Origin of the sequence: Skermanella mucosa (assembly GCF_016765655.2) — a bacterium.
Taxonomy (GTDB): domain Bacteria; phylum Pseudomonadota; class Alphaproteobacteria; order Azospirillales; family Azospirillaceae; genus Skermanella; species Skermanella mucosa.
Genome location: NZ_CP086106.1, coordinates 1,843,911 through 1,864,949, shown reverse-complemented (window position 1 = coordinate 1,864,949; position 21,039 = coordinate 1,843,911). Strand labels below are relative to the sequence as shown.

The following is a 21,039-nucleotide window of genomic DNA, read 5'->3' as shown; positions in this document are numbered from 1 at the left end:
AAGTAATCGTAGCAGCATCCTCAACCGGTGCCCACCGGAGCCCGGAATGGATTGATATCCTCAACTTGTTGTGATAAAATACCTATTACACCCGACGAACAACCGGAGACCGCCCACATGCACCCGGACAGGGCCGCTTCGGAGCCGACCTTTCACTCCAAGCCGGGCGCTCCAAGCCGGCGCGCGACATGGCGATGGACCATGACGGATGATGACATCGGCGGCCATTTCGGGCGTTTGCGCCTTTCGGACCGCAGGTCGGATGGCGGGCCGGAGCGGTTTCCGACCGGATTGACCCGTTCCGGTCCATGCGGCCTGCCATTCCACTCGCCGCGATGCGTTGGGCCACGGCCCAACCTACGGTTCGATGCAGGGCGGAGGTTGGGCCGTGGCCCAACCTCCGCCCCGGCTCCCCGGCCGGATCGACCCGATCGGGCAGCGCCCCAAGGCGGCGCATGGCGCATCAAGGGCCGGCCCGCGGCACGGACCGGCCCCGATCATGACGAATGATGACATCCGCGGCCGTGGCAGGGGGAGTCGGCCGGGGGAGTCTACGGCGCGCCCGCCCGCCCTACTCCGCCGCCTCCCGCCGCATCGGGTTGTTGGGATGGTCCTTCCAGGTCAGGAAGGGCTTGCCCTCGTCGCGCCGCTCCATGGTGATGCAGTTCTCGACCGGGCAGACATGCATGCACAGGTTACAGCCGACGCATTCCTCCTCGATCACCTCGTAGCGCCGGGCGCCCGCTGCCCGCAGGGCGCCGATCGCCTGGTGCGCGGTGTCCTCGCAGGCGATGTGGCACAACCCGCACTTGATGCAGCTGTCCTGGTCGATGTGGGCGACGATCTTGTAGTTGAGGTTCAGGTCCTCCCAGTGGACATAGTTCGGGATCGCCATGCCGGTGAAGTCCTTGACCTCCCCGAAGCCCCGGCCGTCCATCCAGTTGCCCAGCCCGTCGGCCATCTCCTCGACGATGCGGAACCCGTGGTGCATCGCGGCGGTGCAGACCTGGACCGTGCTCGCCCCCAGGCTGATGAATTCCGCCGCGTCCCGCCAGGTGGAGATGCCGCCGATGCCGCTGATCGCCATCCCCTGGCATTCCGGGTCGCGGGCGATGTCGGCCACCATGCGCATGGCGATCGGCTTGACCGCCGGGCCGCAATAGCCGCCGTGGGTGCCCTTGCCGTCCACCGTCGGGGTCGGCGCCATCGCGTCCAGGTCCACCGACATGATGGACTGGATGGTATTGATCAGCGACACCGCGTCGGCGCCGCCGCGCTTCGCCGCCCGCGCCGGGCCCAGGATATTGGTGATGTTGGGCGTCAGCTTGACGATCACCGGCATGCGGCTGTGCTGCTTGCACCAGCGGGTGACCATCTCGACATATTCCGGCACCTGCCCCACGGCCGAGCCCATGCCCCGCTCCGACATGCCGTGAGGGCAGCCGAAATTCAGCTCGATGCCGTCGGCCCCGGTCTCCTCGACCCGGCGCAGGATGTTCTTCCAGCTCTCCTCCTCGCACGGGACCATCAGCGACACGACCATGGCCCGGTCGGGGAACCGCTGCTTGACCGACTTGATCTCCCGAAGGTTGACCTCCAGCGGCCGGTCGGTGATCAGCTCGATATTGTTGAAGCCGGCGACGCGGGTACCGTTGTAGCTGAAGGCGCCGTAGCGCGACGACACGTTGACGACCGGCGGGTCCTCCCCCAGCGTCTTCCACACCACGCCGCCCCAGCCCGCCTCGAAGGCGCGGACGACGTTGTATTCCTTGTCCGTCGGCGGCGCGGAGGCCAGCCAGAACGGGTTGGGCGACCGGATGCCGACGAAGTTGCTGACCAGACTTGCCATGACGCTATCTCCCCTTCCCTGTACCGCCCGTTCCAGTCCCGGCCGTCGCGCCGGTCCCGCCCATTCCGGTCCTCACGACGCGACCAGCAGGCGGTGGATCGCTTCGGCCGCCACCTTGCCGTCCTGCACCGCCGACACGGTCAGGTCGATCCCCGGCACGCAGTCGCCGCCGGCGAACACGGTCGGCAGGGAGGTCTGCCGGTCCTCGTTGACCGCGAACCGCCCGTCGGGCCGGAACTCCAGCAGTTCCGCCAGATCGGCGTCCCCGACCGCCGCCGGCACGAAGCATTGGCCGATCGCCTTGAACACCATGTCGGCCGGGATGCGGAACAGCTCCCCGGTACCGGCCAGGCGTCCGGCCTCGTCCAGGACGGTGTATTCGAACTCAACCTCGCGGACCCGGCCGCCCGCCCCGATCACCCGGCGCGGCTGGGCCCAGTGCTTGATCCGGACGCCGTTGGTCTGCGCCCATTCCTGCTCGGCTCCCGTCGCCGACATGCCGTCGGGGCCGCGCCGGTAGACGATCGTGACGTCCTCCGCCCCCAGCCGCTTGGACTGGGTCGCCACGTCGATCGCGGTGTTGCCCCCGCCGATCACGACGATCCGGCGCCCGACCGGCAGCGCCGACTTGTCCGGGGCCTGGCGCAGCGCCGCGATGAAATCCACCGCGTTGACCACCCCTTCCAGCTCCTCGCCCTCGATCCGAAGCGCGTTGACCGCGTTGTGGCCCAGTCCCAGGAACACCGCGCCGAAGCCGGCCCGCAGCTCCGCCAGGGTGACGTCGCGCCCCAGCGCCTTGCCGTACTCGATCGTGATGCCGCCCAGCGACAGGATGAAATCCACCTCCCGCCCGGCGAAACCGTCGGTCACCTTGTAGGCGGCGATGCCGTACTCGTTCAGGCCGCCGGGCTTCTCCCGAGCCTCGAACACCGTCACCTCGTGGCCGTGCATCGCCAGCCGGTGCGCGCAGGACAGGCCGGCCGGGCCGGCGCCGACCACGGCGACCTTGCGGCCGGTCGGGGCCGCCCGCTCGAACGGCTGGATGCCGCGCTCGAACAGCCAGTCCGTCGCATGGCGCTGAAGCGCGCCGATCGCCACCGGCTTGTGCTCCTGCGCGGTGCGGACGCAGGCCTGCTCGCACAGGATCTCGGTCGGGCACACCCGGGCGCACATGCCGCCCATGATGTTCTCCTCCAGGATCGTGACGGCGGAGCCCTTGAGGTTGTCGCCGGCGATCTTCCTGATGAAGCTCGGGATGTCGATGCCGGTCGGGCAGGCCTCCATGCAGGGCGCGTCATAGCAGTAGTAGCAGCGCGCCGCCTCGATCAGCGCCTGCTTGCGGCTCAGCGGCGGCGCGGCATCGTCGAAGTTGGCCTCGTACTCCCGCGGCGACAGCCTCCCGGGAGCGATGTCCGCCGGCACGTCCATCACGCTCGTCATCCCGCCTGCTCCTGTTCCGTTGGTCGCTTCGTTGCTTTCCGCCGGGCCTCTTCTGGGATCGGTTCCGTTGGTTCGGTCCCGCCGGGCCGTTTGTCGGCGTCTTTGGATGGATGCTATAAACAAATTGACCGCTTGGTCAACTTGTTTCAAAAATGATCAGTTATGGGACGGAATGATGCTCGGATGGGCGATATGATGAATAATACGGCTGCTTCCGGCGCCACCTCCCCTCCCCGCGGGCGCATCCGGCGGGAGAACGAGACGCGCATCCTGGAGGCGGCCGAGCGCGTCTTCGCCGAGACCGGGCTCGCCGGGGCCACCATGGCGCAGATCGCCCAGGCGGCGGGGCTGCCCAAGGCCAACCTGCACTATTATTTCGGCACCAAGGAACAGCTCTACCAGGCGGTGCTGACCGGCATCCTGGAGCTGTGGCTGGACGCCACCGACATGATCCGTCCGGAAAGCGACCCGGCGGAGGCGATTTCCGGGTATGTCCGTGCCAAGATGCGCCATTCCAGGCACCGGCCGCTGGCGTCCAAGGTGTTCGCCAACGAGCTGCTGAGCGGCGCGCCGTTCCTGACCGACTATCTGGAGATCGATTTGAAGCAGCGGGTGGAGGCGAAGTCCCGGATCATCGCGGGCTGGATCGCGGAGGGGCGGATGGCGGCGCTCGACCCCCGGCATCTCTTCTTCATGCTGTGGGGCATGACCCAGACCTATGCCGACTTCGCGGTCCAGATCCGGGCGGTCATGGACGTGGAGAGCCTGAGCGACGCGGCCTGGGAGGACGCGACTTCCGAGGTGACCGCTTTCGTGCTGCGCGGCTGCGGCATCGGCTGCGGCCCTTCGGCGGGAGGAGCGGCCCGGTGAAGAGCGACACCCGCCAGCAGCGCATCCTCGACCTCGCCGGGCGACAGGGCTTCGTCTCGATCGACGGGCTGTCGCGCCAGTTCGAGGTGACGCCCCAGACCATCCGGCGCGACATCAACCAGCTCTGCGAACAGGGCTTGCTGGAGCGCCACCACGGCGGCGCCGTCCCCCGCTCCACCACCCACAACGTGGACTATGTGGAGCGCAAGGCCCAGGGGTCGGAGGCCAAGCGGGCGATCGGCCGGCTGGTGTCGCGCCACGTGCCGGAAGGCGTCTCGCTGTTCATCAATATCGGCACCACGACGGAGGCGGTCGCCCAGGAGCTGGTCGGCCACAAGAACCTCAGCGTCATCACCAACAACCTGAACGTGGCGGCCTTCCTGGCGGCCGGCACCGACCTGGACGTGCTGGTCGCCGGCGGGCTGGTGCGCAACCGCGACGGCGGTATCATCGGCGAGGCGACCATCGACTTCATCAACCAGTTCAAGGTCGATATCGGCATCATCGGGATCAGCGGCATCGACCTGGACGGCACCCTGCTCGACTTCGACTACCGGGAGGTCAGGGTCGCCCAGGCCATCGTCCGCAACGCCCGCACCGTCTTCCTGTGCGCCGACCACAGCAAGTTCGGCCGCAACGCCATGGTCCGCCTCGGCCATATCGGCGAGGTCTCGGCCCTGTTCACCGACCGGGCGCCCCCCGCCCCGCTGGCCGACGTGCTGGCGGCCCACGACGTGGAGGTGCATATCGCGGCGGGGGAATGAGGGAACAGGGGGGATCTAGGCGTCAGGCCGCGCGGCTGGCCGGTTCCGCCTTCCACATGTCCCACCAGGCTTCCATCCGGCCCATGAAGGCCTTGGGCCTGTCGAGATAGAGCCTGGCGCCGAGCATCCGGCTGGCGGCCTGGAGCTCGGACCGGCGCTGCTCGATCATCCCGGCCAGGGGCCGCACCAGGGTCGGGCCGCCGAAAGCCTGCTCGTCGGCCTCCAGCATGCAGCGCAGCACGGCCAAGTCGTGCTCGTCGCCGAGCAGGCTGCCCAGTTCCCCGAACTCCCCGGCCAGGGCGCCGACCGTGCCCGGCCACACCGGTGTCAGCAACTTAAGGTCGTAGGAAAGATACTTGGCCTGCTTGCGCCAGTCGTGGAAGTCATGGGCGGTCGGCGCCTCGCCCAGCGTCGCGAAGCGCTTCGCGCCGTCGCGGTAGACCTTGTGCAGGCCGGGCCTCAGCACCTTGAAGCCGGGGCTCCGCAGGGTCCAGGTCTCGACCCGCCCGCGCGCCTCGCGCAGCATGGCGGCGACCTCCTCGGTGGTCCGCTCCTGCTCCAGGTGCTCGGCCGAGGCGCGCTCGCACCGCTCGACCAGGACGTTCCGGACAGGGGCGAACCCGCCGGCGCCGTCGCTGCCCTGCCGCCCCGCCAGCTTGTCCAGGGCCTCGACCATGACCGACGCGTCGCGCACCGCCGACAGCCGGCGCTGGGCGTCGCGGAAACAGGCGTTCTCCCGGGCATAGGCGTTGCCCAGCCCGCCGCGGGCGAGCCGCAGCAGCGCGCGGATCTTCTTGCACCCTTTGCGGGCATTGTGCACCGCCTTGTGCCGTTCCTTGCCTCCGGTCAGGGCAGCCTCGGCCTTGTCGATCTGTTCCAGGGCGATGCGGCGGACGCCCTCGGGCACGGTTTCTTCCGGCGTGAAGCAGTACGCCATTCCTCGATTCTCCTCGATACGTGCGGGTGGCCCGAACTTTGCTGCGTCGAACCGAAGCAGCAACAGGCGGAGGTCTCCTTCCTCTCGGTCGACCCGATCGGATTGCACGGTCTCGGTAACGCTTCCGGGATCGCGGGCGCCCCTCGACAAAGCTGCCCAACCGCCTTCGATACCCCTCGCACACGGGCGCCGGAGCGCTTATTTCTGTGACAGAAGGGGGACTGATGAGCGTACCGGAAAGATCAAGCAACGTGGTGTTGAGTTTTCTGCGCAAACGCCAGGATGTGGAGCAGGTGGCGGCGACGGTGCCCAAGGGCATCCGCGTCTACGCGATCGGCGACATCCACGGCCGCGCGGATCTCCTGATGCGCCTGCTCGATATGGTGACCGACGACGCCAAGGCTTCGCCGGGGCCGGTCAACTATCTGGTCTATCTCGGCGACTACGTGGACCGCGGCCTGCATTCCCGCCAGGTGATCGACCTGATGATCGGCGGCCCGCCGGCGACCTTCGGCTCCGTCCATCTCAGGGGCAACCACGAGGCCGCCTTCCAGGAATTCCTGACCGATGCGGCGCCGGGTCCGGGATGGTTCAAGTTCGGCGGCATGGCGACGCTGCACAGCTACGGCATCCAGATCCCCTCCGGCCTGACGCCGGAGGAGCGGATCTCCTTCGCCCAGCAGGAGCTGCGGCGCGTGATCCCGCCCGCCCATGTCAGCTTCCTGAACCATCTGCGGCCCAGCCTGACCATCGGCGATTACTTCTTCACCCACGCCGGCGTGCGTCCGGGCGTTCCGCTGAACCGCCAGGACAGGGAAGACATGATGTGGATCCGGGACGATTTCCTGAACTCGACCGCCGACCACGGCAAGGTCGTGGTCCACGGGCACACCATCACCGACCTGCCGGAGGTGCGCAACAACCGCATCGGCATCGACACCGGGGCCTATGCCAGCGGCCATCTCACCTGCCTGGTGCTGGAGGGCGACCGCCGCCGCTTCCTGGCGACCTGACGCCCTCCGGGCCGGCGGTGCTCAGTCGCGGAAATTGATGTATTGCAGCGGCTGCTCGATCTTCAGCCCCTTGACCAGCGCGATGGCGGCCTGGAGGTCGTCGATCTTCTTGCCGTTCACGCGAAGCTCGTCACCCTGGATCGAGGCCTGGACCTTCATCTTGCTGTCCTTGATCGCCTTGGTGATCTGCTTGGCGAGGTCCTTGTCGATCCCCTGCTTGACCGTGATCACCTGGCGCACCGTGTTGCCGGCCGCCTTCTCCGGCTTGCCGTAGTCGAGCGCGCCGGGATCCAGCTTGCGCCGGGTGAAATGGACGACCAGCAGCTCGTGCATCTGCTTCAGCTTCAGGTCGTCGTCGGCCAGGACGGTCAGCTCGTTCTCCTTGCGCTCGATCGAGCAGTGCGACCCCTTGAAGTCGTAGCGCTGGCCGATCTCGCGGGTCACCCCGTCCAGGGCGTTGTCGACTTCGGCAATCTCGGTCTTGGAAACGATATCGAACGACGGCATGGCCCCACTCGTATTCTTGTGCTTGCGGATCGGACCGGACCCTAGCACGCCGGACGGCAAAACCATACTGTACGGAGTGTTGAAAGACCGCCGGCGGATCACAGCTATGCTAGCGACATGGCCGCCGGCAGGCCCCTATGGGAGGAGACCAGGAATGCCCCATCTCGACCGCGACAGCTTCATCGCCTTGCTCGACCGCCTCGGCGATCCCGACGAGGCCGAGGCCCTGGCGAGCGCGCGGGAGATCGACCGGCGGGTCCGGGACAGCGGGATGACCTGGAACGAGCTGCTGGTCCCGCCGCCGGGAGCCGTCGGTGACGACTATCACGGCGCCTTCACCGACGACGACCCGCTGGAGATCGGCCCCGTGCGGCGACCCGGCGGCTATCCCGACGACCTGACGCTGATCGAGGAGCTCCTGTCCCACGACACCCTGTCGCCGGGCACCCGTCAGGAGTTGCTGGACTTCAAGTCCGACATCGCTGAGGGCGAGTTCACCGACATGGATTCCAAGTACCTGCGCGACCTCCACGCCCGCCTCGGCCGACAGGCCCGCCGCTCCGCCTGACCCAGGGCCGGATCAGGCGCCGCCGATCGGCTCCTCCCAGCGGGTAAGGCCGGGCCGGTTCGGATGGAGCGCCGGGCAGCTTGCCTCCGGAAGGCGGGTCTTCAGGATCAGGTTGCAGCCGCACAGCTCGCAGATCGTCTGCTCCAGCCCGCCGGCCAGCCGGTAGACCAGCAGGTCGGGCGGACGGGTGGCGTGCTCGCACGCGGCGCAGGCGTCGCGCCGACGCCGCAGCGTATCGTCGTCCACGGTGGCGAACAGGTCGCTGGCCCATAGCGCCAGGGCGTTGGCGGCCCGGCGGACCAGCCTCGCCTGCCTCGCCTGGGGCGACTTCGCCGCGACCTCCTCGACCTCCGGCGGATCGTCTAGCAGCCTGCGCAGATGCCGCGGGTCGCCCTTCCGGGCGGCGAACAGGCGCTGGGCATAGGGCCCGTCGTAAAGCGCCGCCCGCAGGACCGCGTCCGGCACGGGGCCGCCGAGGCCGAGCATGTCGCCGAACGCCCGCCGGTGATCGTCCCAGCCGGCTTCGGACGCGTCGTCGGGCATCGATTCGCCCATGGTCAGGCGGCCCGGAACCGGCGGCGCGGACGAGGCGCCGCCATCCCCGCGGCGGAGCGGTGGCGCCGGTAGGCCACCATGCGGATCAGGACGCGCGTCTGGTTCGGCAACCCCTTCAGGGCATGGCCGATCGCCGACCCCAGGGACCTGTTCGAACTGACGTCGATGTGCCGGACCGAGCTGAGATAGCTGCCGTTTCCGCCGCCCTGCTGGAACATCGCCATCGGGATCTCGTCACGGTCCAGCTTGGGCTTCGTCGGAATGCCCTTCAGCGCGAACTTCCTCCTGACCTTCGCGCCGGTGCGCTCGACGGACCAGACCGGAACGCCTTTCTGGACCTCGATATAGTGCCGCATGTGTTCGGCCGCCTCGCCGTAGCTGGACTTGCTCACCGACAATACGTAGTCGTGGTAGAGCGTCTCCTTGATGCCCGTCTTGACGTTGAAGTAGGTCTTCGCCTTCGGCGCCGAAAGCGCTTCCAGGGTCAAACCCCGGCCGTTGCCGGTGGCGGCCGGGGCACCTGCCGTGTGCTTCGCATTCCCGGCCGCCTTGAAGGCTTTCGGCTTTCCGGCCACGGCACAGGATTTCGACGGCGCATTGTGCGCCCAGAGCTTCAGGCCGGAAACGAAGTAGGACTGGCTGCCGCTGACGGCGAAGTTGTAGACCGGCTCCGGGGCGGACGCCTTTTCAACCCGCTCGACCGCGGCGCCGCCGGCCTCCAGGGTCGCCAGGACGTCGCCGGCCGCGAGCGCCCCCGCCACGGTCCAGCCCTTGCCCTCCACCCAGAACGGATGCTGGGCGGTGGTCCGAATGACGGTATCCCCAGCCGTGAACCGGACGGCGTCGTCCGCCATGCGCCGGTAGGTGCGCAGGACGAGCCTGGGCTCGGCGGACTCCCCCTCGGCGCCCCGGGACAGCACGTAGCTTCCCGGCCGGATCTGCTCGACCGGCACGGTGCCCTCCGTGGTGGCCACCAGGGTCCCCGCGGAGAAGCTGGCGCAGGGTCCCTGCCCCTCCCAGGCGGCTCCCTCGGGAGCATCGACGTCGGCGGCGCTTTCGAGCCTGGAGTAGCCGCGGCCGGCCATCCGGCTGCCGGCCTCCGCCATCATCGCGCCGCCCCCGGCCAACACCCCCTCGGTCACGCCGCCCAGCACGGCGCCGGTCAGGGCCGCCATGGCGATGCCCTCCGGCGGTTCGTTGGCGATCCCGGCATAGGCGGCGTTCTCGGTGCCGCCCAGCAGCATGCCGCCGAGGATCGCGGGAGCCACCCCGGCCTCGGCGAAAGCGGCGCCGACCTCGGCCCCGACCGCTCCGATCGCGGCGCCGGCGAACAGGCCCTCGTAGGTTCGGGCGCTGTGCCAGTTCCAGTCCGCCGGATTGTAGCTATGGTCGGCAGCCGAGCCGCCGAAATAGGCCCCGGCCGCCACGCCGACCGCCAGCACCACCAGCTCGACGAATTCCCCGTCCGGATCGGTCAGCGATTGCGGATCGTTGGCGGCGTACAGATAGGGGCTGGAGAACTGCCGCGCCGGATCGGGCTTGGTGAACTGCCCCAGCTCGTCGCTGTAGTAACGCGAGAGGAAGTAGTACAGGTCGGTATTTTCGTCCAGCTCCTTCCCGCCGAACTTGACGCGGAAATTGTCGGCCCCGGTGGTGACGGACGGGTCGATCGTCCCGAACGGCCGATAGCCGACCTGCGCCACCTCCTTGCCGGCGGCGTCGGTCACCAGGAAGGTGCTGTCCACCTGGTCCCCGAAGGTGAAATAGATCCCCGGCGTCGGATAGCCGCCGCCGGCCGATGCCGCGGCGCCGGCCTCTTCCGCGGGCGTGACCTGCCGGGTCAGGGCGGCGAAACGGCCTTCCGGGCCAACCAGGTAGCGGGTCTGGTAGACCTGCCCGTCCCGGCGCAGTTCCTCGAAATCGGTGGAGACGTAGAGGTTCACCGTCCCGTCCGGATCGGTCCTGACCAGGCGGCGTCCGCTCGCGTCGTAGGACGCCTGCGCGACGGTCGAATAGCCGGAGGTATCGGCGCAGGCGCCATCGGCCGTGCCGTCGGCCTGGCCGCTGAGGACCGTCGCCAGGTTCGCCTCCGGATCGTACCGGTAGCACCATGCCTGCTTGTCGAGAACCCGCGCCGTCATGGCACCGTTGCCGTCGAAGGCGGCCGTCAGCCCGTTGCTGGCGGAGGCGAGCCTGTTGGTGTTCGGCGTGCGGGCATAGGTCACGCCGTCCTTCAGCGCGATGTTGCCGGCCAGGTCGTAGGAGAAGGCGAAGGTGCCGCTGGAGCCCGCCGCTTGGCTGAGCCAGCCGGTGTCTTCGTAGGTATAGCCGGTGCTCCCGGTCGTGGCACCGTCGCGCTTCCGGGCGACTTGCGTGAGCTGGCCGAACGCGTTCCAGGTGAAGTCGGCGGAGAAGGCGTCCGTCGCGCCGCCGGAAGCCAGCGAAAAGCTCTGGAGCCTGCCCATCCCCGTTTCATAGGGATAGAAGGCGTTGGTCGTCGTCAGGCCATTGTTGTAGGCGATCGACGTCGGCTGGTTCAGGGCGGTGTAGCCGGGATAGCTTCCATAGGTCGTGAACGCGGTCTCCCCGACGTCCCGGAAAGCCACGGACGATATCCGCTGAAGGATGTCGTAGGCGTTGCGGGTCACCGATCCGTCGGGGTGGGTCATGTCGATCGGCTGGCCGAGCGGATCGTAGCTCGTCGCCAGGGAAAAGGTCGAGCCCGCCAGGGTCAGGACTTCCGAACCGACGAGGCCGTAATCCGAGTAGCCGAACGTCTCGACCGAGTCCGGCCGCGTCACGGTGGTCAGCCGCCCCTTGCCGTTGGCGGACGCCGACTGGTCGTAATCCAGCGTGGTGGTGACGGTGGCCCCGCCGTCGGCCGACGCCACGGCCCGCGACGTGATCCGGCCGAGGCTGTCGTAAACAAGCGTCGTCCGATTGCCCGAACCATCCACCGAGCCGACCATCCGGCCGGCACCGTCATAAGTCCAGGTCTGCGAGCCGGCATCGGCGTCGGCCTGGGCGATCAGGTGGCCGAGAGAGTCATAGCTGTTCCGCGTGACGTTCCCGACCGGCCCGGTCGTCGATGTCATGCGTCCGATCGGGTCGTAGCTGCTGGTCGTGACCGCCTGATTGGGGTCCACCCGCTTCAGGACGTTGCTGCGCGTGTCGAGGGTTGCCTGGCTCGTCCGCGCGTCGGGCGTACCGGCACCGACCGTGACCGTCACCAGAAGCCCGCCCTGGCCGTAGGCGGTTTCCGTCCGGGTCCCGTCGGGCAGGGTCTCCAGGATCGGCCGGTTCAGGCTGTCGTACTCGACCTCCGCCCAACTGGGAGCGGCGTTCCGGAAACGCGGCGGCGACACCTTGTACGGACGGCCGGAGGTGTCGTACTGCGTGCCGGTGACGATCGACGTTTCGGTGGTCTCGCCTCCCTGGACGGTCTGGGTAGGCCGGTTCAACCCGTCGATATAGTCGCGCTGCCACGCCCAGGTGGCGGTGTCGCCGTTGGACCAGTCGCGCCGCCGCCGCGTCTCGGTGTAGATGCCGTCCCCGTCCTCGCTGAAGGACACCGCCGACAACTGCACCGGATCGGAGCTGGCGCCGCTCTCGTCGGGACCATAGGACTTCACCTGCCGCCCGAGGCTGTCCAGCACGACCGAGAAGACCCTGCCGTTGGGGTCGGTCATGGAGGTCTGGACACCGAACGCGGCATCGTAGGCCGTCGCCGTGACGAGCGGCCCGGCATTGGCGGTCGGAGGGGACGTGCTGGTCGCGGGGAAGGTCTGGTAATCGGCGTCGTACGTGACGATGGTCGTGTTGCCCGCCGGATCCGTCGTGGTGATCACGTTGCCGAAGCCGTCATAGGTCATCGCCGAGGTGACCCAGACGGCATTGACGTCGTCCCAGTCGGCCTGGGATGTCACGTTGTAGCGGGCGTCGTAGCCGATCCGCGCGAGGCTCAGGTCGGCCCCGGCGGTCCAGGCGGGTTCGGCCGCCGCCAGGAAATCGCGGCAGGAGCTTTCGCTTCCGGTGGTCTTGGTCGCGGTCAGGTATCCGAGCCGCCAAGCGGCGGGATCGTTCTCGAAGGTCGAGCAGTCGTAGACCGCCTGTTCGGCCCTCGTCGGGTCTCCGAGGCCGGCATGGAAGACCAGGTTGCCGTAGCCGTCGTATTCGTAGTCGTCCTCGGTCGTGTAGGCCACGCCGCCATCCTGGTAGAAGGTACGGACGGTCTTCCGGTTCAGGACCTGGTAGACGCCGGGATAGGGCTCGATTGTGACCGGGGAATGGACGGTGGTCTGAAACAGCGCGCCCGACCCATCGTATCCGTCGGTCTGGGTCACGAAGCCCTGTTGCGGAAACTCCTGCGCCATCCGGTTGGTCATCTTGCGGCCGGTGGCCTCCTCGATGACCGTGAGCGTCTCGAAGCCGAGCCACTGGCCCTGGTCGAGGTCGGTCATCAGGTTGGTGTATTCGTTCCGGTAGGTCGTCGACCATCCCCGGCCGTCGCGGCGCGTGTAGGTCTTGACGACCTGGAGCTGGCTCTCGACGGTCAGGTCCGGATAGTCGGTCGCGGTGGTGCGGGTATAGACGCTCGGGTCCGTGATCGGGCTGTAGGCGATATCGACGCCGCCGCCGAGGCCGTTGGTGACCCCCGTGACCAGATCGTTGAACGGGGCCTTCCGCACCATCGCCGACTGGATGCCGCTGTCCTGACGGCAGAGCAGGTCGGCGTACCCGTCGCCGTTGAAGTCGCCCAGTCCCCCGGTCGAGCCGGCGCCCGAGCAATAGCCGGTGGCGACCACTCCCCCGGAGGAATTGGTGGCGTCCTTGAGTTGGGTTCCGGTGGAAAGCTTCACCGACTGAGTGCCGCTCTGGTCGCTGCACAGGAGATCGGGCAGGCCGTCGCCGTTGAAATCGTTCCAGCTCACCGATGCGGTGCTGCCGGCACACCAGCCGGTCAGCAGCAGCCCGTCGGCCGACGCGCCGGCCGGAGGCTTCACGGTGGTCGCGGTGGAGAGAAGTATCCTGTGGCTGCCGTCGGTGCCCCGGCAATAAAGATCGTCGTTGCCGTCGCGGTTGAAGTCCACCGTCGAAAGCGACTGGCCCGAACCGCCGCACCAGCCCGACACGACGGCTCCGGCGGCGTCGTTGTTGGGGCTCTTCAATGCGGTGGAGGTCGAGTTGGCGACCTGGACCGAGATGTTCCCGCCCGGCGCCGCGCAGATCAGGTCGGCCTTGCCGTCATCATTGAAATCGGCGGTCAGCCGGTGCGATGCCGGATTGGCGCACCAGCCGGTCAGGACGGTGCCGTTGGCATTGCCGTTCGGCGTCGAGACCGATTTCCCGTCGCTGACCATCACCATCTGGGTGCCGCTGTCGCAACTGCACAGGAAATCGGCGCGCCCGTCATTGTCGAAATTGCCGACCATCGCCCGGCAGGAGGAAGCCGGGCACCACTGCGACCGGACCAGCCCGGTGGCCTGGCTGTTGACCGTGGACAGGTACTTGCCGTCCGATTTGAGCACGCTGACCGAACCGTCCGCGGCGATGCAGGCGGAGTCCGCCATCTGGTCGCCGTTGAAGTCGGGCCAGACGCTGATGTCCTGCGATCCGGTACACCATTTGACCGAAGTGAGCAGTCCGCTCGCCTGACTGTTCGGGGTCTTGAGATAGCTGCCGTCGGAGACGAGCGCGTACTGGGCGCCCGACGCATCGACGCAGGTCGCGTCCAGCATGCCGTCGCCGTTGAAGTCCGACCATGACCACCGCCCGCCGCTGCCCGCGCAGAACGTGTTCGAATTGAGCTGTCCGTTGGCGCGGGTATTGGCGGACGACACCTGGTTGGCGGAGGTCGACCACGAGAACGCGGTCGCCGGCAGGCAGTCGCCCGAGCCCGAGCATTTCCGGACCTGCGAGACGACCGGCCGCCCGGTCGCTCCTGTCCCGTAGGACAGGGTGTAGGTCAGGACGGTCGCGCCGGACACTTCAGTCGTTATGGTCGTCAGGGTCTTGTCCGTCTTGAACAGCAAGCCGGCCTTGTACTTGTTCGGCCAACTGGACCGGTTCTGATAGCCGAAGACGATCTTGCGCTGGGCCTGCCGACCGGCGGAGTCGTTCCTCGTGTACTCGATCCGGTCGGGATAGCTCTGGTTCGTGTTCTGATTGAGCGTGTAGAAGAAGTCGATGGCGTTGCCGTTGAGATCGGTGATCGTCGCGACCTGCCAGGAATACTTCTCCGACCTGCCCGACAGCGGAAGGGCCGAATCCGGCGTCGTCCCGAAGCCCATGGTCCAGCCCTGCCGGGTCACCGCCGTGAACGAGCAGGGACCGGTCCCGCAGGTGCCGTTGGCGGTCACCCGGGTCCAGCTCTGCATCTGGGTCTGGTAGACCGAACCGGCGGCACCATATTCGCCGTCGCCCGAAACCTTGATCAGCCTCTGTCCGTCGAGGCAGAACCGGTCGTCCGAGTCGATATTGACGGCGCCGTCATAACCGTCCACGGCCCTGTTGGCCGCGCACCGGGTGATCTGGGAAAGCCCGTCGAGCGAGAACCCCACGCCGAGCAACCCGTCCGGCGCCTGGCTGTCGTAGCGCAGGGTCAGGCTGGGCTCGACGCCGTTGGTCCCGGGCGGCACCTCGATGGGCATCGCGTAGACGCCCGACCCGTTGGGGCTGACCGAGAACGTCGCGTCGATGGTGCCGAACGCATCGGCCGGCTGGTAGGACGCCGCCGGGGCGGATACCTGCGCACCGCCGGGACCGGTCATCGCCGCGAGGCAAAGGGTGGCGACGATTCCCCGAAGCAGGGTCCGCAGACGGCAGCAAGGGGAGTGGCGGGTATCCATGGCGAACCTCGGCGGGCGGAGATCGGGTGGCAGCGGCCGGCGGCGCGGAGCGGCCCCGATGGCGCCGCCCCGCTGACCGGGACACCCAAGGATCAGACCGACTTGCCGTTGATGGTCATCCGCCCGGCGGACCCGGCCATGCCGTCGATCCCGGACGCGCCGACCGACGTGCCGGGATTGCCGGGGCTGCCGGCGCTGCCGCCCTTGCTGCCCGCACTGCCGGCGGCTCCCCCCTGGCCGACGCCGCCGGGAACACCCTGATGACCGGCGAGGCCGCCCTGGTTCGAACCATTGACCGTGCTGGTGGCGTCGGCGGGGGTGTAGGTGATGGTCACCTGCGAACCGTTGCCGCCATTGCCGCCGTTGCCGGCCGCCCCGCCGTTCGCGCCGTCGCCGCCGTCGCCGCCGTCGCCGCCACGGGCCGTGACGGCGCAGCATTTCTTGCCGTTGCCGCCATTGCCGCCGTTACCCCCGTTGCCGCCATTGCCGCCGTTGCCGCCGGTGCCGCCGGGGCCCCCGACATTGATGACGCTGATCGAGCCGGAAACGGTGCCGAGGTTCAGCGTGACGTTCGGAGCATCGCCGCCGTTGCCGCCGCTCGTGGCTTGGTTGCCGTTGCTGCCGTCGCCGCCGTTGGTCCCGTCGCGGCCGAAATGGTCGACCGAGCAGCCACCCCCGGTGCAGGCAGCTCCGGCTCCGTTCGAGCCGTTGACGCCGCCTGCACCCGCGGCGCCGTTGGCCCCATCGACCCCGTCCACACCAATGACCACGATGTCGTACTGGGAGGTGTATTCCTCGCCGGTCGTGGCGGCGGCGCTGGCGGAATAGACCTTGGTCAGCGTGTTGCACGAGAAAGTGCAGGGAATGCTGATGAGGATGTAGCCGCCGGCCTCCAGCGTGACGTTGTTGTATGCCGTGGCAACCGCTGAAGACGAGATGATGAGGGGCAGGGTCGAGGTGATTATAATGTCCGATGCCATGGAAAATCGTTCCTTCCGCTGGAGTTTTATTGATTGACGCGCGCAGAAATCACCCGTGCATACAGCCTTAAAGGCTGCTGCATAACCGAGTAACGTCAAATATGTCTGCCGTTCTCTGAGGGTTGATTGCCAAATCAGAATGAACTGATTCAATTTTTACACAAGAAAAAAATCTGTTTTTTTGTTTCTGGATTCTTAATATTTAAACAGATCAGACAACACATGCATACAAATGTACATCATCAGTGTTGATACTTCAGGACACCGGGCGGGCACCTGCTTTCAAAACCGGATCGGCAGTCCGCTTTCGTTCCGTGCGAAACGGCTTCGGGCACGGGCCACGGAGAGGGTGCTGTTCATCGGTCCCGAGACGAAGCAGGGGCACGTCGATCGATCAGGCCGCTTCAGCGCAAGGCGGCGATGAAGGCCCGTTGTGCCCCGGTGGCCGAACGGGACCCAAGCTTAGCCGCTGCCCCCGGGGCGACCTCTCTGCAGCCGGAGCATCTTCGAGGATCTGACGGTCTGCATTCAGCAGGAAAGATCAGGGAACGCGCATCGCCGGCAGCACCAAGTCGCGGAGGACGGTCAGCGGCGGGAGCCACTGGTCGGAGGTGCCGTAGTTGCCGGCGAAGACGGCCACGACCAGATCCAACCGCGGCAACAGGAACAGGCGCTGTCCGCCGTAACCGATGGCATTGACCATCTCCTCCCACCGTATTCCACCGGCGCCGTCGTCCATGGGAACGGCGCCCAGATACCAGTGATAGCCGTAGCGCCGGCCGTCCGGCAGGCCGACGGCGGGCCGGAACGAGGAGTTCAGCCATTCCTTCGGAACGACCCCGCGCTCCTGCCAGCGGCCGCCGTCGAGGAGCATCACGCCGATCCGAACCAGGTCACGCAGGGCCAATCGCAGTCCGGACGCTGCGAAGACCTCTCCGGACGCGCTGCGGTGCCACTCGGCTCGGCCGATGCCCAACGGTTCGAACAGCGACTCGCGGGCGAAGTCCGGCAGGGAACGACCTGTTCCCTTGACGATGAGCCGCGCCAGCAGTGCCGTGGCGCCTCCATTGTACGTCCAGCATTCGCCCGGGGAATGGATGACCGGCCGCTCCAGCACGAAGCGGTGGCGGTCGGCGGCTCGGTCCATGGCGATCTCGCTGTTGCGCGGGTCGGCGTAGGACAGTGTCAGTTCATCCCACTCAAGGCCGAGCGTCATGGTCAAGGCGTGCTCGACCCTCAGCGCCCGGCGTTCCGGGTCACCGGCAAGGTCCGGGAATTCGGGAAACTGGTCGATCAATACGGCGTCGGGCGGCGGAACATGACCTGCGGCGAGCGCGATACCATAGAGGAGCCCGACGATGCTCTTGGTGATGGAGCGCAGGTCGTGCAGGGTTTCCGGCCCGAAGCGCACGATACCAAGAGGGCGGCCGCGGGCATCGTCGAGGCCGGGCCAATAGCGTTCGCAGACGATGCGTCCGCCGCGCGCCGCGACAATGCCATGCACGTTGGGAAGGCAGCCTGCTTGGCGGGCCAAGTCTATCCGCTCGTCCAGATCTTCAGCGAATCCCAGATCTTGCCGCGCTGAAGCATCCATCGTCGGCATGTCACTCTCCGGCCCGTTTGCGCCGAGCATGACCAAGGACGGCTTCCGCGGCAAGCCCTCGCCGGATTCGTCCATGCACCGCACGGCCACCCGTGCGATCGACCGGCGTCTTGGACCTGTTCGAATGGCGTGCCCCGATCAGGAAGCCAGCTTCGGATCCGACTCCGAAGCTGGCCGGTTCCCTGAACCCCTACTCCATCTGCTCCGCGTAGTGGCAGGCCACCCGCCGGCCGTCGACTTCCCGGAGGGCCGGCACCTCGTCGGCGCAGCGCTGGTTCATGTGCGGGCAGCGCTTGTGGTAGGGGCAGCCCGACGGCGGGTTGATCGGCGACGGCAGCTCGCCGGAGGGCGGCGGGATATCCTGGCGGAGCGCCGGGTTGACCCGGGGGGTCGCCGCCATCAGGGCCCGCGTGTAGGGGTGGCGCGGGTGGGCGAAGACGGTTTCCTTCGGCCCGTGCTCGACCGGGCGGCCCAGATACATCACCATGACGTCGTCGGCGATGTGCCGCACCACGCTCAGGTCGTGGCTGATGAACAGGTAGGCGAGGTCGAGCTCCTCCTGAAGATCCATCATCAGGTTCAGCACCTGGGCCTGGATCGACACGTCGAGCGCCGATACCGGCTCGTCCGCCACCACCACCCGCGGGTTCAGCATGAGCGCCCGCGCGATGGCGATGCGCTGGCGTTGTCCGCCGGAAAACATGTGGGGATAGCGGTCGTACTGGTCGGGCCGAAGCCCCACCTTCGCCATCATCGCCGACGCCCGCTCGCGCCGCTCCGCCCGGCCTAAGTCGGTGTTGATGACCAGCGGTTCCTCCAGGATCGTGCCGATCCGCTTGCGCGGGTTCAGAGAGCCGTAGGGGTTCTGGAACACCATCTGCACCTTGCGGCGCAGCGCCTTGGCCTCCGCCCGGCTCACCCCGGTCACGTCGCTGCCGTCGAACTTCAGCTGGCCCGACGTGGGCGGGTCGATCAGGGTCACCATGCGGGCCAGCGTGGACTTGCCGCAGCCGGACTCGCCGACCACCGCCAGGGTGCGGCCGGTCTGGAGCGCGAAGGAGACCCCGTCCACCGCCTTGACCGTCGCGTCGGCGCGGAACAGGCCGCGCTTCAGACGGTAATGCTTCTTCAGGTCCACCGCGTCCAGCACGGTATCGCGCCGGGCGCGGGCCGCCGGCCAGTCCGGCGTGATCGGAGCCGCGGTCATGCCGCCACCCCGCCGGTCACCTGGAGCGGATAGAAGCAGCGGGCCGTCCCGCTCTCGTCCGGGAACAGCGGGACCGCGTGGGTCCGGCACTTCTCCTGCACGAAGGCGCAGCGCGGGTTGAACAGACAGCCGCGCGGACGGTCGGCGATGCCCGGCACGACGCCGGGGATGGTCGGCAGCCGACGCTTGCCGATCGCCCGCTCCGGCAGCGCGTCGAGCAGCGCCCCGGTATAGGGGTGCTGCGGATGGGTGAAGAGGTCGCGGGCCGAGCGGTTCTCCACCACCTGGCCGGCATACATCACCGAGACGCGCTGGGCGGTCTCGGCGACCACGCCCATGTCGTGGGTGATCAGGATCAGCGCCATGCCGCGGTCCTTCTGGAGGTCGAGCAACAGGTCCAGGATCTGCTTCTGGATCGTCACGTCGAGCGCGGTGGTCGGCTCGTCGGCGATCAGCAGCCGCGGATTGCAGGAGATCGCCATCGCGATCATCACGCGCTGGTTCATGCCCCCGGAAAGCTGGTGGGGGAACGACGACAGCCGGCTTTCCGGGGCCGGTATGCCGACCTGCTCCAGCAGTTCGATCGCCCGGCGCTTGCGCTCCGCCCGGCCCATCCTCTCATGAACCTTCAGGCTCTCCATGATCTGGAAGCCGATGGTGAAGCACGGGTTGAGGCTGGACATGGGCTCCTGGAAGACCATGGCCACGTCCTTGCCGGTCAGGTTCCGGCGCTGGCGTTCGGTCAGGGTGCGCAGGTCGCGCCCGTCGAACTCCATCTTGTCGGCGACCACGCGACCATTGTTGGCGATCAGGCCCATGACGGCCAGCGAGGTCACGCTCTTGCCGGAGCCGGACTCGCCGACGATGCCGAGGACTTCGCCCTCGTCCACCGTCAGGTCGATGCCGTCGACCGCCCGGAACGTGCCGGCGCGGGTCGAGAACTCGACGGACAGGTTGCGGATATCAAGCAGAGGCATGGAGTGCCCTTATCGCTTCAGTTTCGGGTCGAGGGCGTCGCGCAGCCCGTCGCCCAGCAGATTGAAGGCCAGCACCGTGATCAGGATGGCGAGGCCGGGGAACGTGACCACCCACCAGGCGCGGCTGACGAACTCGCGGGCGGACGCCAGCATGGTGCCCCACTCCGGCGTCGGCGGCTGCGCCCCGAGGCCGAGGAAGCCCAGCGCCGCCGCGTCCAGGATCGCGGTGGAAAAGCCGAGCGTTGCCTGCACGATCAGCGGCGCCGTGCAATTGGGCAGCACCGTGATGAACATCTGCCGGAACACGCCGGCGCCGCTGACCTTGCTGGCGACGACATAGTCCTTCGACAGCTCGGTGATGACGGCAGCGCGGGTCAGGCGGGTATAGTGAGGCAGCACGACGAGGCTGATCGCGATCATCGCGTTGGTCAGGCTGGGGCCAAGGATCGCGACGATCACGATGGCGAGCAGCAGCGACGGCAGGGCCAGCATGATGTCGCACAGGCGCATGATCGCGATGTCGGTGACGCCGCGGGCGAACCCGGCGATCAGCCCCAGGAGCACGCCGACCGCCAGCGACAGGGTCACCACGATGACACCGATCAGCAGCGACAGCCGGGCGCCATAGATGATCCGGGACAGGATATCACGGCCAACGTCGTCGGTCCCCATGGGGAACCGCCAGGATCCGCCCTCCGCCCAGAACGGCGGCTGAAGAATGGCATCGCGGTACTGGGCGATCGGCGAATGGGGGGCGATCAGGTCGGCCAGCAAGGCCGCCAGCGCCACGACGACGATCACCACCAACCCGGCGACCGCGCCCTTGTTCTGGGCGAAATAGTGCCAGAACTCGGAGAGCTGGGACGGTGGCCGCGGAGCCGCGGGGGGTGCCGCCGCGTCGATCTGGGTCTCTACGGTCAT

The 21,039-nt window shown here is 67.8% G+C and carries 15 protein-coding genes; 4 read left to right on the top strand and 11 right to left on the bottom strand.

Annotated elements, in window-relative coordinates:
- Positions 1 to 571: 571 nt before the first annotated feature.
- Together preA and JL100_RS08405 are read right to left on the bottom strand one after the other, a co-directional pair.
- Complete coding sequence (gene preA, locus JL100_RS08410; RefSeq protein WP_202682497.1) at positions 572 to 1,849, bottom strand: NAD-dependent dihydropyrimidine dehydrogenase subunit PreA; 1,278 nt, start codon at positions 1,847 to 1,849, stop codon at positions 572 to 574.
- Between the two features lie 72 nt (positions 1,850 to 1,921).
- Positions 1,922 to 3,289 carry an NAD(P)-dependent oxidoreductase gene (locus JL100_RS08405; RefSeq protein ID WP_228421143.1) on the bottom strand — a complete coding sequence of 456 codons (1,368 nt, stop codon included), beginning with the start codon at positions 3,287 to 3,289 and terminating at the stop codon, positions 1,922 to 1,924.
- A 192-nt stretch (positions 3,290 to 3,481) separates the two neighbouring features.
- Here JL100_RS08405 and JL100_RS08400 point away from each other — a divergent pair, with 192 nt between their 5' ends.
- Positions 3,482 to 4,159 (top strand): TetR/AcrR family transcriptional regulator, encoded by a 678-nt coding sequence (locus JL100_RS08400; protein ID WP_228421142.1) that lies wholly within the window; start codon positions 3,482 to 3,484, stop codon positions 4,157 to 4,159.
- A complete protein-coding gene (locus JL100_RS08395; protein ID WP_202682499.1) occupies positions 4,156 to 4,923 on the top strand; it encodes a DeoR/GlpR family DNA-binding transcription regulator in 768 nt (255 codons plus the stop codon). Before JL100_RS08400 ends, JL100_RS08395 begins: the two co-directional genes overlap by 4 nt.
- A 22-nt stretch (positions 4,924 to 4,945) precedes the next feature.
- On the opposite strand, the gene JL100_RS08390 is transcribed toward JL100_RS08395, so the two are convergent.
- Positions 4,946 to 5,860 carry a CHAD domain-containing protein gene (locus tag JL100_RS08390; protein WP_202682500.1) on the bottom strand — a complete coding sequence of 305 codons (915 nt, stop codon included), beginning with the start codon at positions 5,858 to 5,860 and terminating at the stop codon, positions 4,946 to 4,948.
- 224 nt (positions 5,861 to 6,084) lie between these two features.
- Between JL100_RS08390 and JL100_RS08385 the strand changes: the two genes are divergently transcribed.
- Entirely contained in the window at positions 6,085 to 6,873 is a 789-nt protein-coding gene (locus JL100_RS08385) for a metallophosphoesterase family protein (RefSeq protein ID WP_202682501.1), read from the top strand.
- A 21-nt stretch (positions 6,874 to 6,894) separates the two neighbouring features.
- On the opposite strand, the gene JL100_RS08380 is transcribed toward JL100_RS08385, so the two are convergent.
- Entirely contained in the window at positions 6,895 to 7,380 is a 486-nt protein-coding gene (locus tag JL100_RS08380; RefSeq protein ID WP_202682502.1) for a YajQ family cyclic di-GMP-binding protein, read from the bottom strand.
- 154 nt (positions 7,381 to 7,534) lie between these two features.
- Between JL100_RS08380 and JL100_RS08375 the strand changes: the two genes are divergently transcribed.
- Positions 7,535 to 7,948, top strand: a complete 414-nt coding sequence (locus JL100_RS08375) for a hypothetical protein (RefSeq protein ID WP_202682503.1) — start codon at positions 7,535 to 7,537, stop codon at positions 7,946 to 7,948.
- Between the two features lie 12 nt (positions 7,949 to 7,960).
- Here JL100_RS08375 and JL100_RS08370 read toward each other — a convergent pair whose 3' ends face one another.
- The 7 genes from JL100_RS08370 to dppC all read right to left on the bottom strand — a co-directional run bounded on the left by JL100_RS08370 (position 7,961) and on the right by dppC (position 21,039).
- The gene (locus JL100_RS08370) at positions 7,961 to 8,503 is read right to left on the bottom strand and encodes a hypothetical protein (RefSeq protein ID WP_202682504.1); all 543 of its coding nucleotides are present in this window, start codon (positions 8,501 to 8,503) and stop codon (positions 7,961 to 7,963) included.
- A 2-nt stretch (positions 8,504 to 8,505) separates the two neighbouring features.
- Positions 8,506 to 15,351 (bottom strand): FG-GAP-like repeat-containing protein, encoded by a 6,846-nt coding sequence (locus JL100_RS08365; protein WP_202682505.1) that lies wholly within the window; start codon positions 15,349 to 15,351, stop codon positions 8,506 to 8,508.
- Between the two features lie 92 nt (positions 15,352 to 15,443).
- Positions 15,444 to 16,331 carry a hypothetical protein gene (locus tag JL100_RS36495; protein WP_202682604.1) on the bottom strand — a complete coding sequence of 296 codons (888 nt, stop codon included), beginning with the start codon at positions 16,329 to 16,331 and terminating at the stop codon, positions 15,444 to 15,446.
- Between the two features lie 541 nt (positions 16,332 to 16,872).
- Positions 16,873 to 17,934, bottom strand: a complete 1,062-nt coding sequence (locus JL100_RS08350) for a serine hydrolase domain-containing protein (protein ID WP_202682506.1) — start codon at positions 17,932 to 17,934, stop codon at positions 16,873 to 16,875.
- A gap of 190 nt (positions 17,935 to 18,124) precedes the next feature.
- Complete coding sequence (locus JL100_RS08345; protein WP_202682507.1) at positions 18,125 to 19,141, bottom strand: peptide ABC transporter ATP-binding protein; 1,017 nt, start codon at positions 19,139 to 19,141, stop codon at positions 18,125 to 18,127.
- Positions 19,138 to 20,118: an ABC transporter ATP-binding protein gene (locus JL100_RS08340; protein WP_202682508.1), complete on the bottom strand. Its 981-nt coding sequence runs from the start codon at positions 20,116 to 20,118 to the stop codon at positions 19,138 to 19,140. The genes JL100_RS08345 and JL100_RS08340 overlap by 4 nt, the downstream gene beginning before the upstream one ends.
- 9 nt (positions 20,119 to 20,127) lie before the next feature.
- Entirely contained in the window at positions 20,128 to 21,039 is a 912-nt protein-coding gene (dppC, locus tag JL100_RS08335) for a dipeptide ABC transporter permease DppC (protein WP_202682509.1), read from the bottom strand.